Annotated in this window: 10 protein-coding genes; 7 read left to right on the top strand and 3 right to left on the bottom strand. The window is 69.3% G+C overall.

All coding sequences use genetic code 11. The annotated features are described in order from the left end of the window. The first annotated feature begins 11 nt into the window (after positions 1-11). The 3 genes from TsocGM_RS11345 to dnaB all read left to right on the top strand — a co-directional run bounded on the left by TsocGM_RS11345 (position 12) and on the right by dnaB (position 3,064). On the top strand, positions 12-557 hold the full coding sequence (locus tag TsocGM_RS11345) for a single-stranded DNA-binding protein (RefSeq protein WP_126725485.1): 546 nt from the start codon (positions 12-14) through the stop codon (positions 555-557). Positions 558-655: 98 nt separating this feature from the next. Beyond that, on the top strand, positions 656-1,294 hold the full coding sequence (gene rplI, locus TsocGM_RS11340) for a 50S ribosomal protein L9 (protein ID WP_126725484.1): 639 nt from the start codon (positions 656-658) through the stop codon (positions 1,292-1,294). A gap of 282 nt (positions 1,295-1,576) precedes the next feature. After that, positions 1,577-3,064 (top strand): replicative DNA helicase, encoded by a 1,488-nt coding sequence (dnaB, locus tag TsocGM_RS11335; RefSeq protein WP_126725483.1) that lies wholly within the window; start codon positions 1,577-1,579, stop codon positions 3,062-3,064. 148 nt (positions 3,065-3,212) lie between these two features. On the opposite strand, the gene TsocGM_RS11330 is transcribed toward dnaB, so the two are convergent. From TsocGM_RS11330 to TsocGM_RS11320, 3 genes are all read right to left on the bottom strand, one after another. Beyond that, a complete protein-coding gene (locus TsocGM_RS11330) occupies positions 3,213-4,262 on the bottom strand; it encodes a class I SAM-dependent methyltransferase (protein ID WP_126725482.1) in 1,050 nt (349 codons plus the stop codon). Between the two features lie 135 nt (positions 4,263-4,397). Further along, the gene (locus TsocGM_RS11325; RefSeq protein WP_126725481.1) at positions 4,398-5,810 is read right to left on the bottom strand and encodes a DEAD/DEAH box helicase family protein; all 1,413 of its coding nucleotides are present in this window, start codon (positions 5,808-5,810) and stop codon (positions 4,398-4,400) included. 726 nt (positions 5,811-6,536) lie between these two features. Beyond that, complete coding sequence (locus TsocGM_RS11320) at positions 6,537-8,012, bottom strand: hypothetical protein (RefSeq protein WP_126725480.1); 1,476 nt, start codon at positions 8,010-8,012, stop codon at positions 6,537-6,539. A 221-nt stretch (positions 8,013-8,233) separates the two neighbouring features. Between TsocGM_RS11320 and modA the strand changes: the two genes are divergently transcribed. The 4 genes from modA (at position 8,234) to TsocGM_RS11300 (ending at position 12,502) form a co-directional block, all read left to right on the top strand. Further along, the gene (gene modA, locus TsocGM_RS11315; protein WP_158633499.1) at positions 8,234-9,067 is read left to right on the top strand and encodes a molybdate ABC transporter substrate-binding protein; all 834 of its coding nucleotides are present in this window, start codon (positions 8,234-8,236) and stop codon (positions 9,065-9,067) included. Between the two features lie 226 nt (positions 9,068-9,293). Further along, positions 9,294-10,064 carry a DedA family protein gene (locus TsocGM_RS11310; protein ID WP_126725478.1) on the top strand — a complete coding sequence of 257 codons (771 nt, stop codon included), beginning with the start codon at positions 9,294-9,296 and terminating at the stop codon, positions 10,062-10,064. A gap of 171 nt (positions 10,065-10,235) precedes the next feature. Further along, positions 10,236-11,015 (top strand): class I SAM-dependent DNA methyltransferase, encoded by a 780-nt coding sequence (locus TsocGM_RS11305; protein WP_126725477.1) that lies wholly within the window; start codon positions 10,236-10,238, stop codon positions 11,013-11,015. Between the two features lie 161 nt (positions 11,016-11,176). Further along, entirely contained in the window at positions 11,177-12,502 is a 1,326-nt protein-coding gene (locus tag TsocGM_RS11300) for a Trx7/PDZ domain-containing (seleno)protein (protein ID WP_126725476.1), read from the top strand. Positions 12,503-12,549 lie beyond the last annotated feature (47 nt).

Genomic DNA, 12,549 nt, shown 5'->3' with positions numbered 1-12,549 from the left:
GGATCGTACCGATGGCCGACTTGAACAAAGTGTTCCTGATCGGGCGCCTGACCCACGACCCCGAGCTGCGCTATACCCCCAACGGCACCCCGGTCAGCGACCTCCGTCTGGCCACCACCCGGACCTACAACACCCGGGACGGGGATCGCCGCGAGGAGCCGCTGTACATCGACGTGACGGTCTGGAACCGCCAGGCCGAGAACTGCTGCCAGTTCCTCAAGAAGGGGCGGCAGATCCACGTCGAAGGCTACTTGAAGATGGACTCCTGGGAGGACCGCAACACCGGGGAGAAGCGGTCGAAGATCAAGGTCGAGGCCGATCGGGTCCAGTTTCTCGACGGCCGCCGGGACGACGGCCCCGGCGGCGGGAGCGGCTACGGCGGCCCCTCGTCGGATCGAGGAGACGTCGAGTACGACGAGCCCCCCCCGGCCCGGGAGCCCCGCCGGGCTCCCCAGGGGGGAGCCTCCAACGGCTCCGGCCCCAGGCCCTACGCCCCGTCCCCCCGGCGGCCCTCCCCCGGCCCCGACGAGTCGGCCGACGAGGATATCCCGTTCTAACCCCCCCGTACGTCTGAAGACCTTCCCAGTCGAGAACACGGCCCGACCCGCCGACGGCGCGGGGCCCGCGCCGATCGTCGAGACGAGGACGCGACACCATGGCCAAGACCCCGAGCAAGACCAAGCAGGCCAAGTCGGCCGCCAAGGCCGCCCGAGCCAAGGCCCACGCCCAGTCCCAAAGCCAAGCCGCCCAGGCGATCATCGGGACCACCCGGCGCCCGGGCTGGGAGCGGCGGCATAACCACCCGACCCGGCCGAAGAACGGCTACATGAACATCCTGCTCACGGCCAAGGTCGCCAAGCTCGGCGAGCCTGGCGACCTGGTGAAGGTCAAGCCCGGCTTCGCCCGCAACTACTTGCTGCCCCAGGGACTGGCGACCTTCGCGACTCCGCACAACCTGCGGATCGTCGAGAAGCACCGCGCCCGGCTCAAGGCGCTGGAGGAGGCCAAGAAGGCCGACCTGCAGGCCCTGGCCGCCCAGCTCTCCCAGCGGTCGATCACCATCGAGGCCAACGCCAACGAGGAAGGGCACCTCTATGGCTCGGTCAACGCCCAGCAGATCGCCGCGGCCCTGACTACCGACGGCTTCCAGATCGAGGCCGAGAACGTCCGGATCGAGGGCCCGCTCAAGGAGCTGGGCTTCTACAGCATCCCGATTCACCTCGGCATGGAGATCACCGGCGAGGTGAAGCTCTGGGTCGTTCCCACCCACGTCGAGGGGGAGGAGGGGGCCTAACGACCTCCTCCCGGCCGGGGCCCTCCCCGCCTCCGGTCGTAGCGAAACCGAGCGTCGGGGGGTCGAGCCCGGCCCGCCGACGCCCGATTCGAGTCGCCCCGATGCCACCGAACGGCCGATCCTTGTGGTGGCGTAGAGAACGCGCACGGCCGGCCGCCCACGCAGCCCTGAGGACGTCCGAACGGCCACGGAATCGGCCCCGCGGCGATCGCCCGCCCCGGCCCGGTCCTCGTCGTGACGGCCCGGCCATTCGCGCCCGCGATCGGTCGGAGCTGCTCGACGATGTCCCCCTACGGCAACGGCAACGGCAACGGAAACGGTCATTCCCACGGCCATGGGAACGGGAGCGGCCGGGGTCACGGCCACCCCCGCAAGGCGGTGACTGCCCCCGCCCCCGCCGACGACCGCCTGCCTCCCCAGAACCTGGAAGCCGAACGCGGCGTCCTCGGCTCGATCCTGCTGGACAACGAGGTCCTGCACGAGGTCGTCCCGCTGCTCCAGCCCTCGGACTTCTACCGGGACGCCCACCAGGTCGTCTACACGGTCATCCGGGAGCTGTACGACCAGGGGCGTCCGGTCGATACCCTGCTCCTGGCCGAGGAGCTCCAGCGTCGGGAGCAGTACGATCGGCTCGGCGGCGATGAGCTGATCGCCTCGATCATCGACAGCGTCCCCCACGCCGCGAACGCCCTGCACTACGCGGTCATCGTCCGGGAGAAGTCCGTGCTCCGCCGGCTGATCGCCGGCGCCCACGAGATTCTCAAGGACAGCTACGACAGCCTCAAGTCCGCCGACGAGGTCCTCCAGACCGCCGAGCGCCAGATTTTCCGGATCGCCGAGGAGCAGGCCAGCGGCGAGACGGTCGATCTCCATGATGTCGTCACCGAGGCGATGGACCGCATCGCCCTCCGATCCGAATCCCGACACCCGATCACCGGCATCGCCAGCGGCCTGCTCGACCTGGACGACATCACGACCGGGTTCCAGGGCTCTCAGTTGGTCATCCTGGCCGCTCGCCCCTCCATGGGGAAGACGGCGCTGGCGCTGAATATCTGCGAGCATGTCGCCCTGTCCCAACGCAAGGCTGTGCTCTTTGTCTCTCTGGAGATGGGCAAGCTCGAGATCGCCGACCGGATCCTCGGGGCCCGGGCCCGGGTCGACGGCCACAAGCTCCGAACCGGACAGGGGCTCGGTCAGCGCGACATGACCATGCTCGGCCGCGCCTACGACGAACTCCGGGCCGGTGCCCCCGTCCTGATCGACGACACGCCGACCCGCAACATGCTCCAGATCACGGCCAACGCCCGCCGGATCAAGCTCCGCCAGGCCAAGACGAGCCAGGATCTCGGCCTGATCATCGTCGACTACATCCAGCTCATCGAGCCCGACTCGGGGGAGGGCCGAGACAGCCGGCAGGAGCAGATCGCCAAGATCTCCCGCCGACTGAAGACCCTGGCCCGCGAGCTGAACGTCCCGGTGATCGCGCTCTCCCAGCTCAACCGGGGCGTCGAGAACCGAGAGGACCGCCGCCCCCGCATGGCCGACCTCCGCGAGTCGGGCGCCATCGAGCAGGACGCTGACCTCGTCCTGCTCCTCCACCGCCCCGAGTACTACGACCCCAACGACCAGCCCGGCATCGCCGAGCTGATCGTCGCCAAGAACCGCAACGGCCGCACCGACACGGTCAAGCTGACCTTCCTCCGCAACTTCATGCGGTTCGAGAACCTCGCCGCCGTCGCCGATGGCCCCATCGACGCGGGCACCTTCTGATCCTCCCCCGGCGACCGGAGCCTGACCCGATCCGGGGTCGTCCGTCCCGGGCGACCTCGGCCCGGGATGGCAGGGTCGAGCCCGAGGACTGTGGGAGCCATCAGCATCGGGTCCGGGACCCGGCGTCTCGGTCGGTCGGCCGGGTTCGTCAATTGCCCGTGGAGAGGAACCGTCGGGACAGCCGGCTCCACGGTCGGGAACGACGACCAGAGCCTCCCCGATGGGGGCCTTCCCGCCGTCGGAGCCGGGCCTCCGCCTCCTCCAGGCGGGCCCGGAGCGCGTCTCGTTCCTGGCGAGTCTCCCAGAGCTCGTAGGAGAGCCGATCGACCGCGTGCGATGTGGCCCTCAGGTGCTCATACGACCGTTCGAGACCTGAAGGGATGCCGGGCTCCTCGTCCGGAGAGGCCGAGGGGGTCACTCGGCCGGTCACCGTCACCACCGGGCAATCGCCTCCTCCAGGGCCGGTGATCCGGTAGCGCCCGGGGCGGCCGACCGATTCGAAGCCGGCGTAGATCATCAGGTCGCGCAGGGCGCGGCGCGAGAATCGCCAGTACATGCAATTGCGCCCGGGCTCGTCGCCGTCGGCGTCGAGGCTGCCGAACCAGGCGTAGGGGCGATCCGGGAACGCCTCCTCGACCGGGTCGTGCTCCGGGTCGAACCCGCAGGCCTCGACGATCGCGAGGCCTCGGGTCACCGACCGGATGTTGATGAGTGCCTGGAGCGGGTTGAACAGGTGGACGAGTAGCGAGCCGCAATAGACGACGTCGAACGTGCCGATCGTCTCCGGCGACAGGTCGTAGACGCTCATCGTCCGGTACTCGACCCGGCTCCTCCGCATCGCGTGGGCGGTCCAGAACCGTTCGGCGCAGTAGGGCTCGGCGTCTCCCCAGGAGTCGGGCAGCGAGGCCCGGTAGCGGGGCAGGACGTCGCTCTGGCCGACCCGGCCGATGTCGACGGCGACGATCCGGTCGGCCCCTCGGCGCTCCATCTCGAAGGCCCAGAAGCCGTCGGCGGTCCCGAGGTCGAGCGCGGTCATCCCGACCATCGATTCGGGCAGGCCGACTCGGTCGACGACTGGCCTCAGGTCGTAGACCGCGTTCCGGGTCGTGATCCCGGGGGCCAGCTCGATCGTGTGGTACCAGCCGAGGAGCCGGGGGTCGTCCTCCCGGCAGGGCAGGGGGGTCATCGGGCCGGCCATCGGGCGCGCTCCTTGCGATCGGGCGACGATCCGGCGACCCTCGCCCCGGGACAGCCTCGGGAGGGGGAGTCCCCCCCGGGTGCCCTGTACCAGAAGCCTCGGCGGCGAGGAAGGCCAAACTGGCCCGATCAGCGATCAGCCTCCTCCGTAGGCGCTGTGCTTGCGTCTCCGGTTGGAGGTGAACTCCTCGACCGTGCCCCGGGTGATCACCTCGTAGAGGACCGCCTCCTTGTCCCCCCGCTTGCGGAGGATGCGGCCGAGGCGCTGAACATGCTCCCGGACCGATCCGGTGCCCGAGAGGATGATCGCCACGTTCGCCTCGGGGACGTTCACGCCTTCGTTGAGCACCCGGCTGGTGGCGACGATCGGGAAGCGGCCGTCGTTGAACCGGAGCAGGACCTCTCGGCGCTCCTTGGTCTTGGTCTGGTGTGTGATCACCGGCACGAGGAAGCGTCGGGCGATCTGGTAGACCGTCGCGTTGTCGTGCGTGAAGATGATGATGCGGTCGCCGTGATGGTGATCGAGCAGGCGGCCCAGGAGGTTGAGCTTCGCCGGGGCCGCCAGGGCGAGTTCGCGCTGCTCCCGGTAGGCCTGGTAGGCGGCTCGGCCCTCGGGAGAGCGGAAGGCAAGACGGAGGAACTGCCCCCAGGCGTCGGGGCGGCGGAAGTCGATGCCGTGGTCCCGGGTGAAGGTGCGGTAGACCTCTCGGCACGACTCGTAGCGGAACTGCTCCTCCTCGCTTAGGGTGACATACCGCGTTTCGACGCGATAGTCGGCCAGGAATTGCCCGCGGAGCTGGGTGATCTCCTTGCGGTAGACGATCGGGCCGATGAGGCGGTCAAGCTGCTCGTGGGCGTTGTCGGCTCGCTCGGGGGTGGCGGTCAGGCCCAGACGAAACGGAGCGATGGCACAGGTGGAGGCCAGGCCGTAGATCGGCCCGGGGAGGTGGTGGCACTCGTCGAAGACGAGCAAGCCGAACTTGTCCCCGATCCGACCCATGTTCATGTAGGCTGAATCATAGGTGGTGACCGTCAACGGCTTGATCTCGTTGTACCCGCCACCGAGCAGGCCGACCTCGACGTCGAAGCAGAGCGTTAGCTCGTCGTACCACTGATTCATCAGGTCGATCGTCGGCGTGACCACCAGGGTCGGCCGCTGGGCCGCCGCGATGGCCAGGTTCGCCATGTGGGTCTTGCCCGTGCCGGTCGGCAGCACGACCACCCCGCGCATTCCAGCGGCCGACCACGCTTGCAGCGCCTCGGTCTGATGCGGGAAGGCCGGCTTGTCGACCCGGATCGCCCAGGGGGTCTTGCCCTGGTAGCCCCGGGCGCGGTCATCGTAGGGGATGCCGTGATCGCGCAGGTGCTGGACGATCTCCCGGTACCAGATCGCCGGTGCCCGGTAGATCCCCCGCCTTCTCGGGTCGAACATCAGCCCGGGGATGCCCCGGGAGTCGTGCTCGGGGAGGCCCTCGACGACGATTGTCCCCTCCTCGAACCCGAGGGCGAGGCGGTCGGCGGCGGTCGCCTCCGCTGGTCCGGCGCTCATCTCGCGCCCCCCTGGGTTCTGACCGATCGCCGACACCGTCTCCGGCCCCGGCCTTCCCCCTCGGTTGGCCGATCGCCGCGGTGCTCGGCGACACCGTCCAGCTTGCCGACGACGGGCCGCCATCGAGCCTGCTGGCCGGGGCGGCGCGACCGGATCGACTGGTTCCGGGGGATCCGGGGCCTTCCGATCGCAAGGTTGAGGGCCGTCGCATCCCGAAGCTCGTCCTCGGCGTCCTGGTCCGATCTCCTGCGCGGGGAGATTACGACTCGAAGAACGGGAGGATCACTCAACGCGAGGTCGATCCCATCGGGAGCGGCGATTCGGTCGCTCCGCGGGGCGCACTCGGTCGGGGAGGAGCCGGGGCGCCGTCCGGGTGCGACGGAAGGCACGATGCTCGCGACGATGGGCTCGGGAGCCGGAGGCTGATCGATCCTGGGTCGTCCGAGGAACCGCTCGAGGGGAGGGCCGATCCGGGAGGTCGGGCTGCTTGCCATGTCGTCAGTCCTCCGCCGGGGGGATCGGTCCCCGAGATAGGATACCGCGCCAGGGGCCGACCGCTGATGCCGGACGGTGACGGAGCGAGGCTGGGCGTGGTTGGCATTGGCTCCGGGGGGGAAGGACCGGCTCCTGAAACGCCCCGCGGCCGTTCCCTCCCCGATCCCTCTGGACATTCATACCCCAAGTGTACCCGATCGCCGGCCGCCGGGGCAGGGGGGGAAGGCTGGCTCAGCCGTGGCCGTAGCCTCGGTCGAAGGCGTCGATGGAGCGGACGTGGTCGGTGAAGACCGTGCGGAAGGTGTCCTGGTCGATCGACCAGCGGGGGTCGTCCACGGTGTGGCGGTGGCAGTGCTCCTCGATCAGCCGGTGGAGGAACTTGAACAGTTGCCGGGGGGTTCGGAGGTGGCCCAGCGCGTCCTTCAGAGCGTCGTCGCCGACGGAGTCGTCGATGAACTGGCGGAGCCGGGGGCCTCCGTCCCCCTGCTGACCGTCGGAGGCGCAGGCGCGGAGGCGATCCGTCGCCAGATCGTAGAGCGACGGGCCGGTCCAGCGAAGGGGCTTGATCATGTTCAGCTTGTCAGGCCGGGCGCGGTCGTAGAAGTCCTTGTCCATCTTGTCGAGGTAATAGGCCAGCTCGATCGGGAGCAGGAGCTTGAGCCCGATCCCCGGATGGCGGAGGAACTTATGGTCGAGAAGCGGCCAGACCAGCGCCTTCATCTTGCGGGGGTCGCCCTCGATCGCCTGGGGCTCGTCCACGCGGTCGACCAGCACGATGATGCCGCCGTAGCCGAGGTCGTTGAGCACCCCCTGGAACTTCCGGAGCAGCTCGAAGCGCTCCTCGCCGTCGCCCCCCTTGGAGGCGGTGGGCATTGGCTGGCCGGCCAGCTCGGTGGGGCGGAACCAGAGCAGTTCCCAGCGGAGGGCGCTGGGATCCCGGCTGAGCACCCGGAGGGCCTTGCGGATGTCCCGGGCCCTGAGCTCGGCCCGTAGGAGCCGCCATCCCCAGTAGAGCCATCCGATCGCCACCAGGCCCACCAACCAGGGGGTGACCGACCAGTTCCTCAGGCCCTCGAAGGCCGCGAGCAAGGCGACGACGATCACCGTCATCCCGACGCCGATTTGCAGGTCTCGGCGGCTCCAGAGCGGTCGGAAGCCGGATCGGCGGCGGAGCCGGTCCCAGCGCCGGTCGATCGGCTCCCCGGTCGAGGCGTCGTAGAGGGCCGCCAGCAGGAGCAGGTCTCGGCGGCGATCAAGCGACAGCCGGGTCAGATCGGTCTTCTCCGCGGTCAGGCGGTCGACCAGCTGGGTGACGCCGAGTGAGAGGATGGCGTCCATGTGGTCGTGCAGCTTCCAGCGGCTCAGCGCCGCGGTGGTGTCCTTGGCGCGGAGGGCGGTGCGGAAGTGGTCGAGGAACGGGTTGAACTCGTCGTAGGAGATGATCAGGACGCGGGAGTTGGGGTGGTCCTTGTTGTACCCCTCCAGCTCGGCGATCGCCTGGAGGCGCATCGCGGTCTTGCCGCTTCCCTTCTCGCCGAAGACCAGGGCGGTGGAGGGCTCGGTTGGGCTGCCGAAGAACTTATCCCAGGCAGGGTGATGGATGGTCCAGAGACACCCTTGCTTGAAGACGGTGTCGGTCTGCGCGTCTTCTTCGCTGAAGGGGTTGCCGACGATCCCGTAGTGCTTGAGGAACTGGTCCGTCTTCATGCGATCGTCACGTCCTGGGCAGGATCGGTTCATCGCCGGGTATGCGATCGGCCCGGCTCAGGACTATCGTGATACCCGAACCCCGGCCGGGGACGCAATCTCAGGCGAGGGGGCCGGTCGCTGTCGCCCGTCGGGAGGCCGGCCGGTATCATGCTCCGGAAGGACGGGGCCGGTGGCCGGCCCCGCTCGATCCGATCGGCTCGAGGAGGAGGGAGGCGGCGTTGGGCATTGACCAGGAATCCCCCCGGCCGGGATCGAGCCGGCCTCGCTGCTGGCTGGCGGCGATCGCCCTGATCGTGGCGGGGTGCTCCGATGCGGAGCCGGGCGCCGGCCCCGGGCCGGTTCCGGAGCTTCGCGTCGCCGCGGCCAGCGACCTGGTCGCCGCGATGCCCGAGCTGGTCTCGGCCTTCGAGCGGCAGACGGGGGTCCGGGTCGTGCCGGTGTTCGGCTCCTCGGGGCTCTTGGCCCGGCAGATCGAGCAGGGGGCGCCCTTCGACGTCTTCCTCTCGGCGAACGAGACCTACGTGAGGCACCTGGCCGAGGCCGGCGCGATCGAGCCGGAGTCCGTCCGCACCTACGCCCTCGGCTACCTCGTCCTGGCCTTCCCGGGCGCCGGGGATGCGGAGCTCTCGGGCCTGGAGGCGCTGGCCGACCCGAGGATCCGCGGGATCGCCTTGGCCAACCCCGAGCACGCCCCCTACGGCCGGGCGGGGAGGCAGGCGCTGGAGCGCTCCGGGCTCTGGGAGGCGGTCGAGGGGAAGGTCGTCTTCGGGCAGTCGATCCAGCAGGCGACCCGCTTCGTCGAGTCGGGGCAGGTCGACGCCGGCCTGATCGCCCGCTCGCTGGTCGACTCCCCTGCCTTCCGCTGGGAGCCTGTCGACCCGGGCCTCCATGACCCGATCGCCCAGTATCTCGGCATCGTCTCCAACCGGCCGTCCCGGGAGTCGGCCGCCGCCTTCTGCGACCTGCTGCTCAGCGAGCCGGGGCAGGCGATCCTCGCCCGATTCGGCTTCCAGCGGCCCCCGGAGGAGGACGCGGGGACGCCGGGGGGATGACCCCGGATCGGCGCTGTCGGATCGCCGGGGGCGGGTGGCCCAATCCGGAGGCCGGATGGCGGGCGCGTGATCGCCGTGGCCCGAAGGACGACAGGGAACAGTCGAGGGTACGATCCGACCGCCTCGGAATCGGCCCGTCCCCTGACCCGATCCGTCATCGGGCCCGGCTTCCAGCCGGCCGCCATCAGCCATCAACCAGTTCCCGGAGGATCGAGGAGGCGGATCGTTGGCCGAGGACCTGATCGGGCAATTCGGCTACCTCGGCATCGTGCTGCTGCTGGTGCTCGGCGGGCTGGGGCTGCCGGTGCCGGAGGAGGCACCGATCATCCTGGCGGCGATCCTGTCGAAGAAGGGGGCGATGTGGCCTCCGATGGCCTTCGGGTCCTGCGTGGCGGGGGTGCTCATCGGCGACTTCGTCGTCTACGGCCTCGGCTACGTCTACGGCGAGCGCGTGCTGGGCTTCCGGCTGACGAGGACGTTCCTCACCCGGGCGCGGGAGGCCCAGATCAAGGGGTATTTCCGCAGGCATGGGCTGAAGATCCTCGTCCTCGGCCGGTTCGCCGTCGGCTTCCGAACGGCGGCCTACTTGACGGCGGGGATCCTCCGTCACCCGCCCCTGAAGCTGCTGGTCACGGACCTCTTCGCGGTGTTGCTCAGCACTCCGCTGATGTTCGCCCTTGGCTGGGCGTTCGCGCACCAGATCGAGGCCGGCATCCGGGAGGTGCAGCACTACCTGGCGGTGATCCTGGCCGCGGTGCTGGTCGGCTGGCTGGTTGTCCGTTCTCATCGGGCCCGAAGGCGAGGAGGCCGGCCGGTCGGCCCTCCGGTGCTGGAGGAGGACGAGGCTCCGCTTCCCCCCGGCGACCCCGCCCCTGGGCTCGATCCCGGCGAGGAGATGGCCGTTCCCCCGACGAGTTCCAGCCCGATCGGGCCCCCTCCCCCCTCCTCCCCGTCGCCGACTCCCGGGCCGTCGAAATCGGCGGTTCCGCTCGAGTGATCGCCGCCGGATCGGCTCTCCAGCCGGTCCGAGGGCCTTGGGAGTCGAGGGCCGGCGCCCTGGGACCGATCCGCCGGTTGTGTTGACATCCGGGCCGGATCGGAGCAGGGTAGAGCGAGTCCCCTCCCCTCGACCTCTCACCCGAGACAAGGAAACCTACCAGGGCCCACGATGCGAAGTTCGCCGCGCTATCGAATTCAGTTCCCGGTCGCCGAGGTGGAGCACCTTGACCAGGACGAAACATACTTCTACCTCATCGAATCCGGCGAGAAACAGAAAATCCGGTTCCACGATTACGAGGCCATTTACCGCAAACCGGGCCTCTACGAGCAACTCTTTTACGATCGACTCAAGTGCCAGTCTCCCGCCAAGGTCGCCAGTGTCCTCCGCTCTTCGATCGAGCAGGCCGGTGACCACCTCTCTGAGCTTCGGGTCCTCGACTTCGGTGCCGGCAACGGCATGATGGCCCAGGAGCTCTCCCGCTACGGCATCTCCCGATGCGTGGGGGTCGACATCATCGAGGCTGCCCGAGAGGCCGCCGAACGCGACCGTCCCGAGGTCTACGACGACTATCTCGTCGAGGATTTCACCGCCCTGACCGACGAGCGTCGGCGGGAGATCGCGGAGTGGTCGTTTGACTGCATGGTCACGGTCGCCGCGCTCGGCTTCGGTGACGTGCCTCCCGAGGCATTCGTCGAGGCGTTCAACCTTGTCCAGGACAACGGCTGGATCGCCTTCAACATCAAGGAAACGTTCCTCGACCGCTCCGACCGTTCGGGCTTCTCCCGGCTGATCCGGGGGTTGATCCAGACCAACTACATCGACCTGTACTTCCTGGAACGCTACCGCCACCGGTTCTCGATCGAGGGCAAGCCGCTCACCTACCTGGCCATTGGCGCGAGGAAGCGCCGGAGCCTGCCGGCCGCGCTGCTCGACGAGGTCCGGGGGTAGCCGATCGATCGACCGCCCCCCCGACGTTTCGGTCGACTCCCGCAGGGCGGTCGTCCTGAAAACCCGGTGCCGTCGTGGCGCCGATCCGGCTATCCTGGGCTCCCGGCCGATCGTGGTGCGATGCGACCCGATCGATCCTGTTCCTCTCCGGGAGTCCACCTATGCATTACTGCGCCATCGTTGCGGCCGTCGCCCTCGTCGCGACGGCCGCCTCCCCCGCGACGGCTCAGGACCGGGACGCGAAGGTCCGGGCCGATCGCGATGCGTTCGCGGCCTCGCTCGACTGGATCTACAACGACCTCGACGAGGGGATGGCCGCCGCTCGAGAGCAGGACAAGCCCCTGCTCGTGGTCGTCCGCTGCATCCCCTGCGAGGCGTGCCAGGAGTTCGACGACGACGTCGCTCGCCGCGATCCGATCATCCGGGACATCATGGACCGCTTCGTCTGCGTCCGGCTGGTCCAGGCCAATACGCTTGACCTCTCCCGCTTGCAGTACGACTTCGACCAGTCGATGGCCATTGTGTTCATGCACCCCGACGGCACCGTCTTGGGCCGGTACGGCACCCGTTCCGATCGCCACGAAACCGAGGACATCTCCCTCCACGGCCTCCGGGACGCCATGGAGGAGACGCTCCGCCTGTACGCCGACTACGAGGCGATCCGCCCTTCGCTGCTCGGCAAGCAGCCGCCGGAGCCCGACGTCCCCACCCCGCTGCAATACCCCAGCCTCGCCGGCCGATACGGCGCGGATCTCGACTACCAGGGGGCCGTCGCCAAGTCGTGCCTGCATTGCCACCAGGTCCGGGAGGCCGAGCGGCGGTTCTACCGGGACGCCGGCCGGCCGATCCCCGACGAGGTCCTCTTCCCCTACCCCGACCCCTCGACGATCGGCCTGAAGGTCAATCCCGAGGCGATGCTTGAGGTCGAGGTCGTCGCCGAGGGCTCCCCCGCCGCCCTCGCCGGTATCAAGGTGGGGGATCGCGTCGCGACACTCGAGGGCCAGCCGCTTGTTTCGACCGCCGACCTGCAGTGGGTCCTGCACCAGACCCCCTCCGGCCCGGCCGAGCTGGCCGCCGAACTGGATCGCCAGGGGGAGATCATCCCCGTCACCCTCCGGTTGCCCGACGACTGGCGCACCTCGGGGAACATCTCCTGGCGCGTCTCCTCGTGGGACCTCCGCCGCCAGGCCCTCGGCGGCATGAAGCTCTCCGACCTCGGCGACGAGGCCCGAGAGGATCGCGGTCTCTCCCAGGACGCGATGGCCCTGAACGCCGACCACGTCGGGCAGTACGGCGAGCACGCCATCGCCAAGCGGGCCGGGCTCCTCGCCGGCGACCTCATCGTCTCCTTCGATGGGCTGGATCGCCGCATGTCGGAGTCCCAGCTCTTCGCCCACGTCCTCCAGAACCGGCAGCCGGGAGACCGAATCCCCCTGGTCGTGCTGCGGGACGGCGAGCGTCGGGAATTCGAGATCACGCTCCCCTGATTGTCTGCCAGCCGGTCCCCGACGCCTCGGCGCTCGGCGGGAACCGC

The organism is Tautonia sociabilis, assembly GCF_003977685.1.
In the GTDB taxonomy this organism is placed as follows: Bacteria; Planctomycetota; Planctomycetia; order Isosphaerales; family Isosphaeraceae; genus Tautonia; species Tautonia sociabilis.
The sequence above is the reverse complement of the archived record's forward strand: the minus strand, read 5'-3'. Positions and strand labels throughout refer to the sequence as shown.